17 protein-coding genes are annotated in these 18,005 nt (G+C 60.6%); 11 read left to right on the plus strand and 6 right to left on the minus strand.

Annotation, left to right across the window (positions count from 1 at the left end; translation table 11 throughout):
* The first annotated feature begins 87 nt into the window (after nucleotides 1-87).
* The gene (locus ACVWYU_RS10600) at nucleotides 88-507 is read left to right on the plus strand and encodes a polyribonucleotide nucleotidyltransferase (RefSeq protein WP_390957342.1); all 420 of its coding nucleotides are present in this window, start codon (nucleotides 88-90) and stop codon (nucleotides 505-507) included.
* Between the two features lie 29 nt (nucleotides 508-536).
* The gene (locus ACVWYU_RS10605; RefSeq protein ID WP_390957343.1) at nucleotides 537-1,433 is read left to right on the plus strand and encodes a cation diffusion facilitator family transporter; all 897 of its coding nucleotides are present in this window, start codon (nucleotides 537-539) and stop codon (nucleotides 1,431-1,433) included.
* On the opposite strand, the gene ACVWYU_RS10610 is transcribed toward ACVWYU_RS10605, so the two are convergent.
* Complete coding sequence (locus tag ACVWYU_RS10610) at nucleotides 1,427-2,506, minus strand: DUF6515 family protein (protein ID WP_457372669.1); 1,080 nt, start codon at nucleotides 2,504-2,506, stop codon at nucleotides 1,427-1,429. The genes ACVWYU_RS10605 and ACVWYU_RS10610 overlap by 7 nt on opposite strands.
* A gap of 566 nt (nucleotides 2,507-3,072) precedes the next feature.
* On the opposite strand from ACVWYU_RS10610, the gene ACVWYU_RS10615 reads away from it, so the two are divergent.
* Both ACVWYU_RS10615 and ACVWYU_RS10620 read left to right on the plus strand, forming a co-directional pair.
* Nucleotides 3,073-3,552, plus strand: coding sequence for an Lrp/AsnC family transcriptional regulator (locus tag ACVWYU_RS10615; RefSeq protein WP_007937367.1), 480 nt, complete (start codon nucleotides 3,073-3,075; stop codon nucleotides 3,550-3,552).
* 144 nt (nucleotides 3,553-3,696) lie between these two features.
* The gene (locus tag ACVWYU_RS10620; protein ID WP_007937369.1) at nucleotides 3,697-3,906 is read left to right on the plus strand and encodes a DUF2788 domain-containing protein; all 210 of its coding nucleotides are present in this window, start codon (nucleotides 3,697-3,699) and stop codon (nucleotides 3,904-3,906) included.
* On the opposite strand, the gene ACVWYU_RS10625 is transcribed toward ACVWYU_RS10620, so the two are convergent.
* The 4 genes from ACVWYU_RS10625 to ACVWYU_RS10640 form a co-directional block, all read right to left on the minus strand.
* Entirely contained in the window at nucleotides 3,901-4,536 is a 636-nt protein-coding gene (locus tag ACVWYU_RS10625) for a pseudouridine synthase (RefSeq protein WP_090325438.1), read from the minus strand. The two genes, ACVWYU_RS10620 and ACVWYU_RS10625, sit on opposite strands and share 6 nt — an antisense overlap.
* Before the next feature lie 72 nt (nucleotides 4,537-4,608).
* Nucleotides 4,609-6,108 carry an AMP nucleosidase gene (gene amn, locus ACVWYU_RS10630; RefSeq protein WP_174552488.1) on the minus strand — a complete coding sequence of 500 codons (1,500 nt, stop codon included), beginning with the start codon at nucleotides 6,106-6,108 and terminating at the stop codon, nucleotides 4,609-4,611.
* 182 nt (nucleotides 6,109-6,290) lie between these two features.
* The gene (locus ACVWYU_RS10635; protein ID WP_457372670.1) at nucleotides 6,291-7,940 is read right to left on the minus strand and encodes an acyl-CoA dehydrogenase family protein; all 1,650 of its coding nucleotides are present in this window, start codon (nucleotides 7,938-7,940) and stop codon (nucleotides 6,291-6,293) included.
* A 73-nt stretch (nucleotides 7,941-8,013) separates the two neighbouring features.
* Nucleotides 8,014-10,398, minus strand: coding sequence for a 7TM diverse intracellular signaling domain-containing protein (locus ACVWYU_RS10640; RefSeq protein WP_457372671.1), 2,385 nt, complete (start codon nucleotides 10,396-10,398; stop codon nucleotides 8,014-8,016).
* Between the two features lie 406 nt (nucleotides 10,399-10,804).
* Between ACVWYU_RS10640 and ACVWYU_RS10645 the strand changes: the two genes are divergently transcribed.
* From ACVWYU_RS10645 to ACVWYU_RS10660, 4 genes are all read left to right on the plus strand, one after another.
* Nucleotides 10,805-11,602 (plus strand): hydroxymethylpyrimidine/phosphomethylpyrimidine kinase, encoded by a 798-nt coding sequence (locus ACVWYU_RS10645; RefSeq protein ID WP_457372672.1) that lies wholly within the window; start codon nucleotides 10,805-10,807, stop codon nucleotides 11,600-11,602.
* Nucleotides 11,603-11,620: 18 nt separating this feature from the next.
* Nucleotides 11,621-12,244 carry a thiamine phosphate synthase gene (gene thiE / locus ACVWYU_RS10650; RefSeq protein ID WP_090325444.1) on the plus strand — a complete coding sequence of 208 codons (624 nt, stop codon included), beginning with the start codon at nucleotides 11,621-11,623 and terminating at the stop codon, nucleotides 12,242-12,244.
* 15 nt (nucleotides 12,245-12,259) lie between these two features.
* Complete coding sequence (gene hemL, locus ACVWYU_RS10655) at nucleotides 12,260-13,543, plus strand: glutamate-1-semialdehyde 2,1-aminomutase (RefSeq protein ID WP_248915617.1); 1,284 nt, start codon at nucleotides 12,260-12,262, stop codon at nucleotides 13,541-13,543.
* Between the two features lie 225 nt (nucleotides 13,544-13,768).
* On the plus strand, nucleotides 13,769-14,323 hold the full coding sequence (locus ACVWYU_RS10660) for a tetratricopeptide repeat protein (RefSeq protein ID WP_090325448.1): 555 nt from the start codon (nucleotides 13,769-13,771) through the stop codon (nucleotides 14,321-14,323).
* A 141-nt stretch (nucleotides 14,324-14,464) separates the two neighbouring features.
* Here the strand turns inward: ACVWYU_RS10660 and ACVWYU_RS10665 are convergent, their stop codons facing one another.
* Nucleotides 14,465-14,794 (minus strand): DUF1820 family protein, encoded by a 330-nt coding sequence (locus tag ACVWYU_RS10665; protein ID WP_024780849.1) that lies wholly within the window; start codon nucleotides 14,792-14,794, stop codon nucleotides 14,465-14,467.
* Between the two features lie 135 nt (nucleotides 14,795-14,929).
* Between ACVWYU_RS10665 and miaB the strand changes: the two genes are divergently transcribed.
* The 3 genes from miaB to ybeY all read left to right on the plus strand — a co-directional run bounded on the left by miaB (nucleotide 14,930) and on the right by ybeY (nucleotide 18,001).
* A complete protein-coding gene (miaB, locus tag ACVWYU_RS10670) occupies nucleotides 14,930-16,258 on the plus strand; it encodes a tRNA (N6-isopentenyl adenosine(37)-C2)-methylthiotransferase MiaB (protein WP_248915618.1) in 1,329 nt (442 codons plus the stop codon).
* A 251-nt stretch (nucleotides 16,259-16,509) separates the two neighbouring features.
* On the plus strand, nucleotides 16,510-17,514 hold the full coding sequence (locus ACVWYU_RS10675; RefSeq protein ID WP_247254620.1) for a PhoH family protein: 1,005 nt from the start codon (nucleotides 16,510-16,512) through the stop codon (nucleotides 17,512-17,514).
* Nucleotides 17,507-18,001 (plus strand): rRNA maturation RNase YbeY, encoded by a 495-nt coding sequence (ybeY, locus tag ACVWYU_RS10680; RefSeq protein ID WP_090325457.1) that lies wholly within the window; start codon nucleotides 17,507-17,509, stop codon nucleotides 17,999-18,001. The genes ACVWYU_RS10675 and ybeY overlap by 8 nt, the downstream gene beginning before the upstream one ends.
* Nucleotides 18,002-18,005 lie beyond the last annotated feature (4 nt).

Consider the following 18,005-nt stretch of genomic DNA (forward strand, 5'->3'; position numbering starts at 1 on the left):
GAGTATAACGGCGAACTGCCCAGTGTTCGTTGCGGTCCTAATTCATACCGATGACACTTCGTTTTGAAATGACCCAGGAGATTTCATATGCGTATTCCCGTTCGCCTGATTGGCGGTGTTCTGGTCGCGACCCTGCTGACCCAAGTAACAGCCTGCGGTTCGATCTTCTATCCGGATCGCCGTGGACAGATCGACGGCAAGATCGACCCGGCCATTGCCGCGCTCGATGCCGTTGGCCTGCTGTTCTATATCATTCCCGGCCTGATCGCGTTTGCCGTGGACTTCGCCACCGGCGCGATTTACTTCGAACCGGGCAAAACCGCCCAGGTCGACCCGGAAAAACTCAAGGAAGCCATCGGCGCCGACGGCAAGGTCGATAACCTCAAGTTGCAGGCTATTCTGCAGCGTGAACTGGGCCGCAGCTTCCCGCTGGATGATCCACGCCTGATCCAGCACAAGGGCAGTGCCCAACAACTGGCCATGTTCGGCCTGCAACCCGCCGCGTAATCGGTGCATTTCAAGGAAAGGCCGCCCTTATGATCTCCAGCTCCGAACACGCCCGCCTGCTGCGGCTGGCGACCCGTGCCTCGGTGGCGGTGGCTTGCACGCTGGTCGTCGCCAAAGCCATCGCCTGGTGGCTGAGCGGATCGGTGAGCATGCTCGCCGGGTTGACCGACTCGGCACTCGACGGCATCACTTCGATGCTCAACTTGCTGGCCGTGCACTACGCCCTGCGCCCCGCCGACGACGATCATCGCTACGGGCATGGCAAGGCCGAATCGCTGGCCGGCATGGCGCAAGCGTTGTTCATCGGCGGCAGTGCGGTGCTGATTGCGATGCAGGCATTCGAGCGGATCAAGCATCCAGAGCCGGTGGGCGCGCCATGGATCAGCATCGGGGTGATTGTGTTCTCGCTGGTCCTGACCCTGGCACTGCTGATATTGCAGCATCGTGTGGTCAAGGCCACGGGCTCCAATGCCGTACACGCCGACTCCTTGCATTACCGCTCGGACATGCTGCTCAACGGCAGCATACTGTTGGCGCTGGTGCTGGCCGGGTTTGGCTGGCATCAGGTCGACGCCTGGTTCGGTCTGGGTATCGCCGCGTACATCCTCTGGAGCGCGGTGCAGATCGCCCGGGAAAGTTTCACGGTGCTGATGGATGAAGAGCTGCCGCCGGATGTCAGCCAGCACATGCTCGAACTGGCATGCGGCGTTCCGGGGGTGCTGGGCGCGCATGACCTGCGCACGCGGGTGTCCGGCAACCAGTGGTTCGTACAACTGCACCTGGAATTGCCGGGGGACCTGACGCTGTCAGTTGCCCACGGCATCAGCGATCAGGCCGCCGATGCGATTCACGCCGCCTACCCGCGAGCCGAGGTGCTGGTGCACGCCGACCCGCAGGAAGCGGTGAACGCCGCCCGGGCTCAGTAACTCACCTGATAGCCGCGACTGCTCAGGCAATTGCCCTGAGACTGGCGGTAGGCCTGCACCACCGAAGGGTCCGGTTGGTAGGTTGCGGTTCGCGGATCGAAACCGCTCTGCTGCACCGCGTATTGATAGCACTCGTAGCCATCCTGATTGACCTGTTCCTGGGACTGGCCGTTGGCCGGGTACGCCACCACGTCATAACTGTTGTTGACGGGTGGTGGCGGCTGTTGTGGCTGTGGCTGCGGTTGAAGGCTGCCAACCGGTGGCTCGACCACGACGTAGTCCTGGGTGCTCTCCTGATAGGCGTAATACGCGCCCGCCGCCAAAAATAGCACCGTACCGCCGATCAACACCTGCTCGGCGTAATCGGGCAAGTAACTGACGCGAATTCCGCGCGGCGGTTCGACCACCACATAGCGTGGGCCCAGTGGGCGATACCAGTAGCCGCCGGAGTAGAAATAATCCATGCCGCGGTACGGCACGCGGTATTCGCGGTCGGGGAAGCGATCGATCACGTGGCCAGGGCGATACTGCGGTCCTGGGCCCCAGCCATTGCCGTGTCCGTTCGGGTGGCCCTGCCACTGATTGTTACTCGACGGCGAACCGGTGTAGCCGCCCCAGTGCTGGTTGTTGTCGTTGCGACGCGGAACGTCCTGGTAATACCCGCGCTGCGGTGGCTGGGTCTGGCGCACCGCATCGGGCCGGGGCTGGATCGGCAAATCATTGGCCGGCAATTGCGGTGACGGCGGCGGCGGGCGAACCGGGCTGTTGTAATCGGGCGGCGTATGGCGCTGCCACTGACCCTGGTTCTGATGCTGGTCGTTGTGTTCGAACTGCCGGCTGTTTTCGCCACGATTGACGTCGTTGTTCTGCGGACGTGGCAGGTTCTGTGGTTGACCTTCCTGCGGGTGCGGCTGATTGTTGCCGCCATGCCCCTGATTGTTTCCCTGATGACCGCCCTCCCAGCGCTGCCCACCATCGGGCCCCCGGTTCTGCGGCTCGTCGGCGAGCGATTGCGCAGTGACACTGACACACAGCAAACCAACTCCGGCCAAACGCCAGATGCGCGACTTCATGCTTTTCCTCACTGTGGGGACTGCTGGGGTACGGATTGCGTAGGAGCGAGCCTGCTCGCGATGAACTCAAGCGCAATGCGTTTATTCAAAAAGCACGCGCGTCATCGTTAACGTCCATCGCGAGCAGGCTCGCTCCTACAGTGAAGCGAACAGCGCTTGTACGTAAGACTGGAAATGCACAGGCTGGTTCTGCAACAGGTTATCAGTCGCGCAACTTATTTATTGAGGACGGGCGTCAAATGACGGGCAAGAAAAAGGGGAGACCCGTCGGCCTCCCCTTGAGAACTTCGTCCGTGCTCGACGCTTTTGACGTCGGCTCACCTCACGCCGTCTTCTGGACAGTGTGTAGCTCGGGGGCCGGCACATCCCCTGTGGGGGTGGCGACCGCAGCTGGCCTGATTGGGCGAGCCGCACTGGACTGTTTGTCCGAGCAGTGATTCTGGTGATAAGAATAGGCTCGGAGGGCCGGCAGAAGATTGCGAAGATTGCTCAAATAAACATTACTTGCGCAATTTTTAACCCTGGATAGATAATCTGCCGCAATAGTTATGACAAAGGCCTGATTGATGAGCAAACTCGACCGATACGACCTGAGCATTCTGGCTGAATTGCAGCGTGACGCACGCATCTCCAATCAGGAGCTGGCCGAACGCATCGGCCTGTCACCGTCGCCTTGCTCACGGCGGGTCAAGCAACTGGAGGATGACGGCTACATTTCCCGCCAGGTCGCCCTGCTCGACCGCAAAATGCTCGGCCTGAGCCTGACAGCCTATGTGCTGATCGGCATGGACCGCCATACGCCGGAGCGCTTCGAGAACTTCGAAGCGGCCATCCGAACCTTGCCGCAAGTCCTGGAATGCAGCCTGGTGACCGGGATGGATGCCGACTATCAGCTCAAGGTCGTGGTGCCGGACATGGATCACTACCAGAAACTGCTGCTGGGGCACCTGACGCGGATTGAAGGCGTGACGAGCGTGCGGTCGAGTTTCGTGTTGAATCAGGTTTTGAACAGCACTGAGCTGCCGCTGACTCATCTGCGAAGCTGAGGACGCCATCGCGAGCATGCTCGCGATGGCGTCCTCAACAGCCGACGAATGACTGCGACACACCGCCGCAGGTCAATACTGCCCTCCACCAGCGAGGCGTATACTCCCCGCGCCCTTTTAGCCTCGCCCGCGTGGAGATGTTCGATGGATCCTGCAGTTTTCGAAGAGTGGATGATGACCGGCCTGGTCTCCATCCTGATCATTTTCATGGGTTTCATCGTCTGGGATCTGGCGAAGAAGTCCAAGGCCGGGCGTTTCGGCTCGTTCATTCTGTTCTTCGTACTGGGCCTTGGCGTAGCGGCATTCGTCATCAAGAGCGTGGTGATCGGACTGATCGAGTCCGGCACTTTATAAGCGCGCCGGCACTTCCTTCCACTGGCCTTGATCGAGCCCTTCGAGAGTCCAGTCGCCGATTCTGACCCGCACCAGGCGCAACGTCGGCAGTCCGACCGCCGCCGTCATGCGCCTTACCTGACGGTTACGTCCCTCGCGAATCACCAGCTCCAGCCAACTGGTCGGCACACTCTTGCGAAAACGCACGGGCGGATTGCGCGGCCACAACTCGGGCTCGTCGAGTTGCCGCGCCTCGGCAGGCAAGGTCATGCCGTCGTTCAACTCCACGCCATCACGCAAACGCTGCAACTGCTCGGCGCTCGGCTCGCCTTCCACTTGCACCCAATAAGTCTTGGCCAGTTTGTGTTTCGGGTCGGCGATCCGCGCCTGTAGCTGACCGTCGTTGGTCAGCAGCAGCAAGCCTTCGCTGTCACGGTCCAACCGTCCGGCGGGGTAAATCCCCGGAATCTCGATAAAGTCCTTGAGCGTCGCCCGACCTTCGCCATCGCTGAATTGCGTCAGCACATCGAACGGTTTGTTGAACAGGATCAGTTTTGGCTCGGCCGGTGGTGCCTTGGCGACACGGCGCGGGGCCGAAGGGGATGGCTTCGCGCCAGGACGGCGGGAAACGGGACGTTGAGGACGGGACATGGCAAAAGAGACATCTAACGGTCAGGGCTGCTAATGCTAGTGCGCTGACCGCTAAATGACCATGACTAACCCTTAGCGGAACGGCGGTTCGTCGAAGCTGCGCAGTTTGCGCGAGTGCAGCGAGTTGAGTTCGGTGCGCAGCAAGTCCACCGCCTCGATGCCGATCTTCAAGTGCTGGCTGACCGCGCGCTCATAGAAAGCGTTGGCCGAACCCGGCAGCTTGATTTCACTGTGCAGCGGCTTGTCCGACACACAGAGCAACGTGCCGTAAGGCACACGCAGGCGATAGCCCTGGGCGGCGATGGTGCCGCTTTCCATGTCTACCGCGACGGCGCGAGACAAGTTGATCAGCGGACGCTCCTGGGCCCAGCGCAATTCCCAGTTGCGGTCGTCGTAGGTCAGCACGGTGCCGGTGCGCAGACGCTTTTTCAGTTGGTCGCCCTGCTCGCCGGTGATGTTGGCCGCCGCTTGTTGCAAGGCCATCTGCACTTCGGCCAGGGCCGGGATCGGAATGTTCGGCGGTACCACCCGGTCGAGAATCCCGTCGCGGCGCATGTAGGCGTGCGCCAGCACGTAGTCGCCAATGGTCTGCGACTGACGCAAGCCGCCGCAGTGACCAATCATCAGCCAGCAGTGCGGACGCAGCACCGCCAGGTGATCGGTGATGTTCTTGGCGTTGGACGGGCCGACGCCGATGTTCACCAGGGTCACGCCGTGACCGTCGCTGGCGATCAGGTGATAGGCCGGCATCTGGTAGCGATGCCAGACCACGCCGGCGGCAATCGCCGAGGCTTCACCGTGGTCCATGCTCTTTTCGATGATCACGTTGCCCGGCAGCACCATGCGGATGAAACGCGGGTCTTTGCGCAATTGTTCCAGGCCGTGGACGATGAACTGGTCAACGTAACGGTGGTAGTTGGTCAGCAGGATCCACGGCTGCACATGACGCCAGTCACTACCGGTGTAATGCACCAGCCGGCGCAGGGAGAAATCCACCCGCGCGGCATCGAACAGCGCCAGCGGCAGCGGGTCGGTGTTTTCCCAATCGTACAAGCCATCGGCAATGCCGTCGGTCGCCGCCGACAGGTCGGTACTCGGGAACACCCGTGCCAGCACGGCCGCGGTGACGCCCGAGCCAGCCAGCTCATCGCCCTGCTCGACTACGTACGGATAAGGAATGTTTTGCTGACTGACACCGACCTCTACGGTCACGGTGAAGTCGTGCATCAGAGGTACGAGCTGTTCCAGCAGGTATTTACGGAACGCCGACGGGTGGGTCACGGTGACGCTGTAGGTGCCCGGTAACTGAACCTTGGCGTAAGCGCGGGTGGTCTGCGGTACTTCGCCCTGGCAATGGTAGGTCAGACGCAATTCGGGATAACGGAACAATGCCCGCTGCTCGGCATCGGGCTCGACGCGATCCTTGAGGTAGCGCTTGAGCGCCTGGCTCAATGCGGTGGTTGCACGATTGTGCAAGAGCGCAAGCCGGTCAACGGCTTGCTCGGCGGTTTGAACGACAATAAAAGCTTCGGTCACGATCAGCATCCTGTGTTCTGACTTGCAGGCCTTCATCTTGCCTGCATCGTCGCTTCACGGGAACAGTGGCATGCTGATACAAAAATATTGCACACACCGAAAACCCTGTGGGCTTGCCCGCGATGAGGGCCTATCAATCGACCTATCTGTTGACTGAGATACCGCAATCGCGGGCAAGCCCGCTCCCACAGGTTGTGCAGTGTTTTTATTGTTCGTGATCAAAAACCCTGCGGAGTCGATCGGGCGACGATGGCTTCAACATCCAGCCCCCGTGGCAACGCGCCATATACGCGTCCTGCGGAGCCGAGGCGGCTGGCAATGAAGGCATCGCTCACCGCCGCATTGCCCGCCTCCAGCAGCAGTTTGGCTTGCAGTCCCAGGGCGATGTCTTCGGTCAATTGCCGGGCACGGTACTGAATGTCGCCGGTGTCCTTGAAGGCCTTTTGCAACTGACTGATATGCGCAGCCAGGCGCTTGTCGCCATGGCCATCACCCAACTCCGTGAACAAGGCATCGAGGGCGCCCGGCTCTTTCGACAGCGCTCGCAGCACGTCGAGGCATTGCACGTTGCCGGAGCCTTCCCACGTCGAGTTGACCGGCGCCTCGCGGTACAGCCGCGGCAGGATGCTGTCTTCGACATAACCGGCCCCGCCCATGCACTCGGCGGCTTCGTTGATCATGGCCGGCGCGCGCTTGCAGATCCAATACTTGCCCACCGCCGTCACCAACCGCGCGAATTTTGCTTCCTGTTCGTCACCCAGATGATCCAGCGCCCGGCCCATGCGCAAACTCAAGGCCAGGGCCGCTTCGCTTTCCAGTGCCAGGTCCGCCAGCACGTTTTGCATCAAGGGCTGTTCGCTCAGTAATTTGCCGCCGACCGAGCGGTGTGCACAGTGATGGCTGGCCTGGGTCAGCGCCTGACGCATCAGCGAACTGGAGCCGACCATGCAATCGAAGCGGGTCATGGCCACCATCTCGATGATGGTCGGTACACCCCGCCCCTCCTCGCCGACCATCCAGGCCAGGGCGCCACGAAACTCCACTTCGCTGGAAGCGTTGGAGCAATTGCCGAGTTTGTTTTTCAGGCGCTGGATGTAGAACTGATTGCGCGTGTCATCCGGGCGATGGCGCGGCAGCAGGAAACAGGTCAGGCCTTTGTCCGTCTGCGCCAGGGTCAGGAAGGCATCGCACATCGGCGCCGAACAGAACCACTTGTGCCCCACCAGTTCATAAGCCTGGCCAGGACCGCTGGCACCGACCGGATAAGCCTTGGTGGTGTTCGCGCGAACGTCGGTGCCACCCTGTTTCTCGGTCATGGCCATGCCGAGGGTGACCCCGGCCTTGTGGGCCATGCCGACGTTGCGCGGGTCATATTCGGTGGCGAGCACTTTCGGCAGCCATTGTCTGGCCAGATCCGGCTGCAGGCGCAGGGCCGGCACGCTGGCGAAGGTCATGGTCAGCGGGCAGCCGCTGCCGGCTTCGGCCTGGCTGTGCAAGTAGGTCATGGAAGCCCGGGCGACATGGGCGCCGTCCTGCGGGTGCGCCCAGGGCAACGAGGTCAGGCCATGTTCGATCGCCGTGCGCATCAGTTGGTGGTAGGCCGGATGAAATTCCACCAGGTCGATGCGATGCCCATAGCGGTCGTGACTGCTGAACACCGGCTTGTTCTCATTGGCCAGGAATCCCGCCTCCATCAGCGGCCCCCCGGCCAGTGCACCGTAAGCATCGATCCGCGACTCAGCCCAACCGGCCCCGAAACGCCGCGACCACTCCTGCAACGGCAAGTCGATGCGATACAGGTTGACGCCATCGAGGGACGGCGGCTGATTGGTGACTTCGTGGGTTTCGGCGAACTGGTGCAGGTTCATGACGGGGCTCCTTTGGTTAGCCAAGGAGACCAGTTAAGCACCGCACCTCGGCCGAACAAAGTGTCATATCCGCCTAACTTCCGGCGCTTTCACCCTGTTTCGCGCAGAGCACCCGACGATAGAGCGCAACCTGCAAATCTTCGAATTTCACCGGCTTGCTCAGGTAGTCGATCATTGCGCCAGTCGGGCAGCGCTCCCGGTCAACACCCAGTGCGATCATGAATATCGGCACGTCGGCGCAGCCCGGCAAGGCGCGGATCTGGCAGCAGACCGACACATCGTCCAGCGCTGGCAACTGACAATCGAGCAAAACGGCGTCGAAGGTTTCACGCTGCAACAACTCCAGTGCAGTGAGGCCGCTGTCAGCGGTGCGGACCCGGAAACCGAGCTTGAGCAACATGCCGCGCATCACCAGCTGATTGATACTGTTTTCGTCCACCAGCAGCACCGAGCAATCCTGCGGCAGGCGCAGGCGCGGGAAATCCCGAGCCATGGAGGGCGCTGTCGATCGCTCCAGTGCCGGCACTTCGAACTCGACATCGAGCTGGAAGCGACTCCCACGTCCAGGCTCCGAGCGATGAGTCAGGCGTCCACCGAGCAATTCCACCAACTGCCGGCAAATGGCCAGCCCCACGCCCAAACCGCCGTATTCACGGGTCATCGAACCGTCAAGCTGGAAGAAGCGCTGATACATGGTCGCCTCCCCCAGATCGGTAAAGCCGATGCCGGTGTCGATCACTGCGAAAGACAGCGCCAACCGGTCAGGCTCCACAGCCTTCCCCGTCACCCGCAACGCCAGCCCGCCCACTTTGGTGAACTTGATCGCGTTATCCAGCAGGCATTCAAGGCATTGCGCCAACTTGGTGCTATCGCCATGCAGTCGATCCGGCACGCCGGGTGCCACGTCGACCTTGAAGTCCAGCGACTTGCCCGACGCATTGCCGTCGAATTGCACACGCAATGCCTCGATCACACCGCGCAAACTGAAGGTCTCGGGGTAGACCTTGAGTTTGCCGGCCTGCAACTCGGTCAGGGTCAGAATGCCGTTGACCATGCGCATCATTTCCCGCGCCGATCCCGCGGCTGTTTGCTGGTATTGCTCCAGCTCGGGGTCCATCTCGACGGTCTGCATCAGCTCCAGCGAACCGATCACCCCGTTCATGGGCGTGCGCAGTTCATGGGTCAGGGTGGCGAGGAATTCGTCCTTGAGCTTGTTACTGCGGGCCAGTTGCTGGTTGAGCACTTCCAGTTTTTGCCCGGCGTCGAGCAACGTCTGCGCCTGCTGCTCGCGCATGGCGTTGATGCGGTCGGCCAGGGCCAGAGATAGCAGCGCCACTTCAATGGCCGAACCGATCTGGCTGGAGTACATGGTCAGGAATACGTTCGGCAGGTAACCCAGCACCATCAGTGTGTTGATGATGCCGCCCAGCAAAAAAGCCGACCAGGCAATGATGAAATACCGCGCCACCCGCAGGCCCCGCAGCCAGGCGAAAATCCCCGCAGAAAAAATCACCACGGTGAAGCTCAGTGCCAGCGCCGTGGCCAGGCGCAGGGCCAGGGCGTAGCTGGTCATCAAGGACAACCCGACCACCAGCGCGCTGAACGCCACCAATGCCAGCAACAAGCGATCGAGCCAACGACTGTGGTTGGCTGTCTGCAAGAAACTGCGAGCGAACTGGCTGCCGAACAGTCCCGCGCAACCGATGAAAAATGGCGTCGCGGCGTTGGCCCACCAGGGATTGTCCGGCCAGAAATACTGCACGGCGGCGCCGTTCACCGAGAGCTGGTAGAGGCCGAACGAGGCAATGTAGACGATGTAGTAGAGGTAACTGGTGTCGCGCACACTGAGGTAGATGAACAGGTTGTAGACCACCATGCCCAACAGGACGCCGTAGATCAGCCCCAGCACATAGAGGCGCACCGGCTGCTCTTCGAGATATGCGGTGCTCGACCACAATGTCACCGGTGCCTGGATCGAGCCTTCGCTTTGCAGACGCAGGTACAGGGTTTGCGTCTGGTCGGCGGTGAAATTCAGATTGAACAGGTAGTTGTTCTGACGGATCTCGCGACTGGCGAACGGCAAGGCATCGCCCGTCCGGCGAACCAATTGATAGTTACCGGCTGCATCAGGCAAGTAGAGGTCAAGGTGATCGAGGGGTGGATAAGCCAGTTCCAGCAGCCAGGTTCGTTGCACCGTCGGGTCGGTCGGGCGGTAGCGCAGATCGATTTTCAGCCAGAACACCGAACGCGAGTATCCGGCATTGAGGGTGTCTTTATCGTGAGGCTTGAAGTTGCCGGCCGCTGCCTGGGCGCGCACATCGGCAATGGTTGCCTGCCCCCCTGCGTCTTCAAACACCTGCAGGGATCGGCCCAGGGGAAGGCTTTGAGTGGACTCATCGAATTCGATGGCGTTCGCCAAAAGGGGCAAACACAAGATCAACATCAGCAAATAGCGCATTGGTGCCCCAGCGTGGCCTGTCCGGTCCTGTCAGGAAGCCCCCCATTCCTTTTGAGTAGACGTAAAACCGGTGTTACCTGTTATTGATTTGGATCCACTCTAGCATAGCCGTTGATGGCCATTGAGCACTACTGAAATTTTTCCTACAAAGGCTCTAGCACGGGTGTTCCAGCGAAGATTACTGAGATAGAGCTGTTTGACTGATCAGGCAGCAAAAATCGCCGGGCAACGTGCTTGTGGCGAGGGCGCTTGCTCCCGCCGGGCAGCGAAGCGGCCCTAACAGTTTGTCCGTTGCGCCGGGCCATTGGACTTTACGACTGCTTCGCATTCGAGCGGGAGCAAGCGCCCTCGCCACAAGCATGTCGCCGCACCCGAAAAAAGATGTTTGGTGGTAAGCTCGCGCACCATGAATATCTATAGCTCTCGCCCCGTTGTCCTCTGTCTCTCCGGCCACGACCCAAGTGGTGGCGCCGGCTTGCAGGCAGATATCGAAGCCCTGCTCGCTCAGGGTTGCCATGCGGCTCCGGCCGTCACCGCCCTGACCGTGCAAGACACGGTCAATGTCACTGACTTCCGCGTCCTCGACCGTGAGTGGGTGTTGGCCCAGGCCAATGCCGTGCTCAACGATTCCGAGGTCGCTGCCGTCAAACTGGGCATGCTCGGTTCACTGGAAATGGTCGACACCGTGGTCGAACTGCTTTCGGCGCACCCGGATTTGCCGGTGGTCTGCGACCCGGTGCTGCGCGCCGGCGGCGGCGGACGCCTGGGCAAGGACGAAGTCGGCTACGCCATGCGCGAACGCCTGCTTCCCCTGTCGATCATCGCCACCCCCAACCTTCCCGAAGCCCGCATCCTCGCCGAACTGCCAGAAGGCACCGCGGACGAGTGCGCTGAAAAACTCCTGCCGTTCGTCAAACACCTGCTGATCACCGGTGGCCATGGCGACGAAACCGAAATCCACAATCGCCTCTACAGCCGCGACGGTCATCGCGACACCTTTACCTGTCAGCGCCTGCCCGGCAGTTATCACGGTTCCGGCTGCACCCTGGCCAGCGCCCTCGCCGGCCGTCTGGCCCAGGGTGAAAACCTCGCCAGCGCCGTACAGACTGCACTTAACTATACGTGGCGCACCCTGCGTGACGCGGAGCAGCTGGGCAAAGGGCAGTTCGTGCCACGCCGCCTGCCACTGGACTTCTGTTCGTAACGCCATGAGGCCTGTCCGATGAAACTACGTGGCCTGTACGCCATTACCGACAGCCAGTTGCTGGCCGGTAAATTTCTCTCGTACGTGGAGGCGGCGCTGGAAGGCGGCGTCGCCCTTTTGCAGTACCGCGACAAGAGCAGCGATGAGGCCCGCCGCCTGCGCGAGGCCGAAACCCTGCGCAATTTGTGCGATCGCTACAAGACGCAGTTGATCATCAATGACGACGCTGAACTGGCCGCACGCCTGAACGTGGGCGTGCACCTGGGCCAGACCGACGGCCCGCTGTCGCCGACCCGCGCCCTGCTCGGCTCCAAAGCCATCATCGGTTCGACCTGCCATGCGCAACTCGAACTGGCCGAGCAAGCCGTCAAGGAAGGCGCCAGTTATGTCGCGTTCGGGCGTTTCTTCAATTCCAACACCAAGCCCGGCGCCCCGACCTGCAGCCTCGATCTGCTGGACCAGGCGCGCCAGCAACTGCACCTGCCGATCTGTGCGATCGGTGGCATCACCCTGGACAACGCCGCCCCGCTGGTGGCCCATGGCGTCGATCTGCTGGCGGTGGTGCATGGTCTGTTTGGCGCCGAAAGCACGGCTGAAGTGACCCGCCGCGCCCGCGCATTCAATGAATTACTAAAAATCTGATTTGAGAGTCCACCCATGTCTCGTTCCGAAACCCTGTTTGCCAATGCCCAGAAACACATTCCCGGTGGCGTGAACTCGCCGGTGCGCGCGTTCAAGAGCGTTGGCGGCACGCCGTTGTTCTTCAAACACGCTGAAGGCGCCTACGTCACCGACGAAGACAACAAGCGTTATGTGGATTACGTCGGCTCCTGGGGCCCGATGATTCTCGGTCACAGCCACCCGGACGTGCTGGACGCGGTGCGTAAACAGCTGGAGCACGGCCTGTCCTACGGCGCGCCGACCGAAATGGAAACCCAGATGGCCGACCTGGTCTGCTCGCTGGTGCCGTCGATGGACATGGTGCGCATGGTCAGCTCCGGCACCGAAGCGACCATGAGTGCCATTCGTCTGGCTCGCGGTTTCACCGGTCGCGACAGCATCATCAAATTTGAAGGCTGCTACCACGGTCACTCCGACAGCCTGCTGGTCAAGGCCGGTTCCGGTGCCCTGACCCAAGGCGTACCGAGCTCGGCCGGTGTACCGGCGGCGTTCGCCAAACACACCCTGACCCTGCCATTCAACGATATAGACGCAGTTGAAGCGATGCTCGCCGAAGTCGGCCAGGACGTGGCCTGCATCATCGTTGAACCGGTGGCCGGCAACATGAACTGCGTACCACCGGCACCAGGCTTCCTCGAAGGCCTGCGGACCCTGTGCGACAAGCACGGCGTCGTGCTGATTTTCGACGAAGTGATGACCGGATTCCGCGTCGCCCTGGGCGGCGCCCAGGCTTACTACGGTGTAACGCCGGACCTGACCACCTTCGGCAAGATCATCGGTGGCGGCATGCCGGTGGGCTGCTTCGGCGGCAAACGCGAAATCATGTCGCGTATCGCGCCCCTGGGCCCGGTCTACCAGGCCGGTACGCTGTCGGGTAACCCGCTGGCGATGGCGGCAGGCCTGACCACCCTGCGCCTGATCAGCCGTCCGGGTTTCCACGCGGAGCTGACCGACTACACCACGCGCCTGCTCGATGGCCTGCAAGTGCGTGCCGACGCGGCGGGCATCCCGTTCGTGACCACTCAGGCCGGCGGCATGTTCGGCCTGTACTTCAGCGGCGCCGACGACATCGTGACCTTCGATGACGTGATGGCCAGCGATGCGGCGCTGTTCGGTCGCTTCTTCCACCTGATGCTCGAGGGCGGTGTGTACCTGGCGCCGAGCGCCTTCGAAGCCGGCTTCACCTCGATCGCCCACGGCGAAACCGAGCTGAAACTGACTCTGGATGCCGCTGAACGCGCCTTCGCCGCACTGAAGTAATGTGATCCAGCTGACGTTGGCCATTGCCAGCGTCAGCTTTCACCTACATTCCCGCGTTTTTTCCTACTCGTCTGCCGATAATCTTCAGCAAAGTGGGCGATATATTTCCCGCGCAGCAGAAAAACGAGTAAAGACTTTGTAAGGTTGGCCCTGCTTATTTCATAATGCGCGCTTATTGGATCCCCTCGATGGGTCCGCGCGCCCTTCAGAGGTAAGTCGATTCCCATGAACCGCACCGGCCGCGCCCTTTCACTGGGCTGCCTGTTGCTCCTTCAGCCCCTGCTCGCGCTCGCACAAGCAGGCGGTAACTCGTTGTTAATCCCAGCGATGGGTCGCTGCACCCTCAATACCCAGCCGCAAGACCTGGCACAGGCACTCGCCGCCTGCCAGAAAGCGTCGGATGAAGGGGATGCCCAGGCGCAATACGAGTTGGGTGAGTTTTACTACGAAGGCAAAAACGCGCCACGCGACCTCAATCAAGCCCTGAGCTATTTCGAAAAAGCCTCGCTGCAAGGCCACGCCCAGGCGCAATTCAAACTCGGCACCATGTTTTTCCACGGTGAAGGCGTACCGGCCAATAACGTTCAGGCCTATATCCTGCTGAAAATGGCTGCGGTCAATGGCGACGAAGATGCGCTGGACACCGCCGACGAAGTCTCCGAAAAGATGCCCCGCCAGGAACTGGAAGTGGCTACCCAGGTGCTAGGGCAAATTTTCCGCAAATACCTGATGGAATTGCAGAGCGCTGATGGGCGTACGCCTTTCTCACCGCTGCCTTGAATTCTGTATCAATTTTTCTGACCCCATCGCGAGCAAGCTCGCGCCCACAATTGATTTCTGGCGTTCACAAATATTGTGTTCGCGGACGATTCATTGTGGGAGCGAGCCCAGCTCGCGATGGGGACAACTCAATCCAGAGGCTTACTTCTCAGGCATCGGCATCGGAAACGGCATGACATTGCCGACCGTGCCTCGGGCTTCGCTGATTTTCGGCGTGCCCAGGCGCTCGACTTCGTCGATGCGCACGATCGAATGCATTGGCACAAAACTGCGCACCACGCCTTCAAACTGAGCCTTGAGCTTCTCTTCGCTCGGATCGACGACCACTTGCGTGCGCTCGCCAAAGACGAACTCTTCCACTTCCAGAAAGCCCCACAGATCGCTTTGATAGATCTGCTTGGCGTACATTTCGAACACCTGGCCCTGGTTGAGGAAAATCACCTTGTAGATTGGAGCTTCACGTTTGGTCATGGTGGGCGGGTAACACATCGAGGGATAAAAAATGGGGGGCGAACTATAGCATAGCCGCCGGACGCATAGCGGTAGGAACCTGGGTTCATGTTCCCTATAATGCGCGGTTCTTTGAATCACGTGATGACTCTATCCATGGCCAAGAAGCTTTACATCGAAACCCACGGTTGCCAGATGAACGAGTACGACAGCTCGCGCATGGTCGATCTGCTGGGCGAACACCAGGCCCTGGAAGTCACCGCTCGCGCAGAAGACGCCGACGTGATCCTGCTCAACACCTGCTCGATCCGCGAACGCGCTCAGGATCGTGTCTACTCTCAGCTCGGCCGCTGGCGCGAACTGAAACTGGCCAACCCGGACATGGTCATCGCCGTCGGCGGTTGCGTGGCCAGCCAGGAAGGCGCCGCCATCCGTGATCGCGCGCCCTACGTGGACGTCGTCTTCGGCCCGCAGACCCTGCACCGCCTGCCGGAAATGATCGACGCGGCGCGCATCAGCAAGCTGCCGCAAGTCGACGTCTCATTCCCGGAAATCGAAAAGTTCGACCACTTGCCCGAGCCGCGCATCGACGGCCCCAGCGCTTATGTGTCGGTGATGGAAGGCTGCAGCAAGTACTGCACGTTCTGCGTGGTGCCGTACACCCGCGGCGAAGAAGTGAGCCGGCCGTTCGACGACGTGATCGCCGAGATCATTCACCTGGCCGAAAACGGCGTGCGCGAAGTGACCTTGCTGGGACAGAACGTCAACGGTTATCGCGGCACCACCCACGACGGTCGCCTGGCCGATCTGGCGGAGCTGATCCGCGTGGTCGCCGCCATCGATGGCATCGACCGCATCCGCTACACCACTTCGCATCCGCTGGAATTTTCCGACAGCCTGATCCAGGCCCACGCCGAGGTGCCGGAACTGGTGAAACACCTGCATTTGCCGGTGCAGTCAGGCTCGGACCGCATCCTCGCGGCGATGAAGCGCAATCACACCGCGCTGGAATACAAATCCAAACTGCGCAAGCTGCGGGCCGCCGTACCGGGCATCTGCATCAGTTCGGACTTCATCGTCGGTTTCCCCGGCGAGACCGAGAAAGACTTCGAACAGACCATGAAACTGATCCAGGACGTCGGTTTCGACTTTTCCTATTCGTTCGTCTATAGCCCGCGCCCAGGCACACCGGCCGCCGATTTGCCCGACGACACCCCGGAAGAGCTGAAAAAAGAGCGCCTGAACGCCCTGCAACATCGCCTGAACCAACAAGGTTTCGAAATCAGCCGACAAATGGTCGGTTCGATCCAGCGGATTCTGGTCACCGATTATTCGAAAAAAGACCCCGGCGAGCTGCAAGGTCGGACCGAAAATAATCGTATCGTCAACTTCAAGTGTGACAATCCGACCCTGATCGGTCAGTTTGCCGACGTGCACATCGATGCCGCACAGCCGCACTCGCTGCGGGGCTCGCTGATTCAATAACAGTGATGCATCAGAAAGTCTCTGTGGCGAGGGAGCTTGCTCCCGCTCGGTTGCGCAGCAAACGCAAACCAGGCGCCTCAATCATCCAGTAAGACTGAGGCTGGCAGACTTGGGAGCGCTTCGCACTCCAACGGGAGCAAGCTCCCTCGCCACAGGGAATCACACGAGACTGTTTTAAGAGCTTTCGCACCCACGCCACTGGCGCTATCCTTGAACTCATCACCATTGCCCCAGGGCGGCTAAATACGACCTTGAACGCACCCATCGAACCACATCGTTTCATCCTCGAGCCTTTTGAAGCTCGCCGCTTCGCCAATCTGTGCGGGCAATTCGACGAGCACCTGCGCTTGATCGAACAGCGCCTGACCATCGAGATCCGCAACCGCGGCAATCAGTTCGAGCTGATCGGCGAACCCAAACACACCACCTCCGCGGAAAACCTGTTGCGCCGCCTGTACCGGGAAACCAAGGGTACCGAGCTGTCGCCGGACATGGTTCACCTGTTCCTGCAGGAATCGGCCGTCGAAGAACTGGACAATCACTCCCCCGCTGAAGCCTCCGTCGCCCTGCGCACCAAGAAAGGCATGATTCGCCCTCGCGGCTTGAATCAGTTGCGCTATGTGAAGGAAATCCTCGGCAACGACATCAACTTCGGCATCGGCCCGGCCGGTACCGGCAAGACTTATCTGGCGGTTGCCTGCGCGGTCGATGCACTGGAACGCGAGCAGATCCGCCGCATTCTGTTGGTGCGTCCAGCGGTCGAAGCGGGCGAGAAACTCGGATTCCTGCCCGGCGATTTGTCCCAGAAGATCGACCCGTATTTGCGCCCGCTTTACGACGCACTCTACGAGATGCTCGGCTTCGAATATGTTGCCAAGCTGATCGAACGCCAGATCATCGAAGTCGCGCCGTTGGCTTACATGCGTGGGCGCACGCTGAACAACAGCTTCATCATCCTCGACGAAAGCCAGAACACTACGGTCGAGCAAATGAAAATGTTCCTGACCCGGATCGGCTTTGGCTCTACCGCCGTCATCACCGGTGACATCACCCAGGTCGACCTGCCTAAAGGCACCAAATCCGGGCTGCACCACGTGATCGAAGTACTGAAAGACGTGCCGGGTATCAGCTTTACCCATTTCATGCCCAAGGACGTTGTGCGCCATCCGTTGGTGCAGCGCATAGTCGAAGCCTACGAGCGCTTCGAGAACCGCGCGACCGATGAAGCGCCAAAGGACAGCCGCCGCGATGCTTGAGCTTGATCTGCAAGTGGCTACCCAGGCGCCCGCCCCCAGCGAGGCCGAGTTCCGCCAATGGTGCGAGCTGGCCTTGCGCCAGCGCAGCGCCGATTCCGAGATGACCATTCGCCTGGTCGACGAAGCCGAAGGCCGCGAACTGAATCACACCTGGCGGCAAAAGGATTACGCCACTAACGTCTTGTCATTCCCTGCCGACGTACCCGACGAGTTTCTTGACATCCCATTGCTGGGCGATCTTGTGATCTGCGTGGCTGTGGTCGAGCGCGAAGCCGCCGAACAGGGCAAGGAACTCCAGGCCCACTGGGCCCATCTGGTGATTCACGGCTGCTTGCATCTACTGGGTTACGACCATATAGATGACGACGAAGCCGAGGAAATGGAAGCACTGGAACGAACGTTGCTTGCAGAATTGGGCTATCCCGATCCGTATGCAGACGACGAAACCGATACATCCCCAACCGTTACAACAAAGGATTCAGAGTAATCGC

The organism is Pseudomonas sp. TE12234, from assembly GCF_054061835.1.

Bases quoted from the DNA above. Each gene is read 5' to 3' on its own strand.
- ACVWYU_RS10600 (WP_390957342.1), top strand. From the start codon at position 88: ATGCGTATTCCCGTTCGCCTGATTGGCGGTGTTCTGGTCGCGACCCTG.
- ACVWYU_RS10605 (WP_390957343.1), top strand. From the start codon at position 537: ATGATCTCCAGCTCCGAACACGCCCGCCTGCTGCGGCTGGCGACCCGT.
- ACVWYU_RS10610 (WP_457372669.1), bottom strand. From the start codon at position 2,506: ATGAAGTCGCGCATCTGGCGTTTGGCCGGAGTTGGTTTGCTGTGTGTC.
- ACVWYU_RS10615 (WP_007937367.1), top strand. From the start codon at position 3,073: ATGAGCAAACTCGACCGATACGACCTGAGCATTCTGGCTGAATTGCAG.
- ACVWYU_RS10620 (WP_007937369.1), top strand. From the start codon at position 3,697: ATGGATCCTGCAGTTTTCGAAGAGTGGATGATGACCGGCCTGGTCTCC.
- ACVWYU_RS10625 (WP_090325438.1), bottom strand. From the start codon at position 4,536: ATGTCCCGTCCTCAACGTCCCGTTTCCCGCCGTCCTGGCGCGAAGCCA.
- amn (WP_174552488.1), bottom strand. From the start codon at position 6,108: ATGAAGGCCTGCAAGTCAGAACACAGGATGCTGATCGTGACCGAAGCT.
- ACVWYU_RS10635 (WP_457372670.1), bottom strand. From the start codon at position 7,940: ATGAACCTGCACCAGTTCGCCGAAACCCACGAAGTCACCAATCAGCCG.
- ACVWYU_RS10640 (WP_457372671.1), bottom strand. From the start codon at position 10,398: ATGCGCTATTTGCTGATGTTGATCTTGTGTTTGCCCCTTTTGGCGAAC.
- ACVWYU_RS10645 (WP_457372672.1), top strand. From the start codon at position 10,805: ATGAATATCTATAGCTCTCGCCCCGTTGTCCTCTGTCTCTCCGGCCAC.
- thiE (WP_090325444.1), top strand. From the start codon at position 11,621: ATGAAACTACGTGGCCTGTACGCCATTACCGACAGCCAGTTGCTGGCC.
- hemL (WP_248915617.1), top strand. From the start codon at position 12,260: ATGTCTCGTTCCGAAACCCTGTTTGCCAATGCCCAGAAACACATTCCC.
- ACVWYU_RS10660 (WP_090325448.1), top strand. From the start codon at position 13,769: ATGAACCGCACCGGCCGCGCCCTTTCACTGGGCTGCCTGTTGCTCCTT.
- ACVWYU_RS10665 (WP_024780849.1), bottom strand. From the start codon at position 14,794: ATGACCAAACGTGAAGCTCCAATCTACAAGGTGATTTTCCTCAACCAG.
- miaB (WP_248915618.1), top strand. From the start codon at position 14,930: ATGGCCAAGAAGCTTTACATCGAAACCCACGGTTGCCAGATGAACGAG.
- ybeY (WP_090325457.1), top strand. From the start codon at position 17,507: ATGCTTGAGCTTGATCTGCAAGTGGCTACCCAGGCGCCCGCCCCCAGC.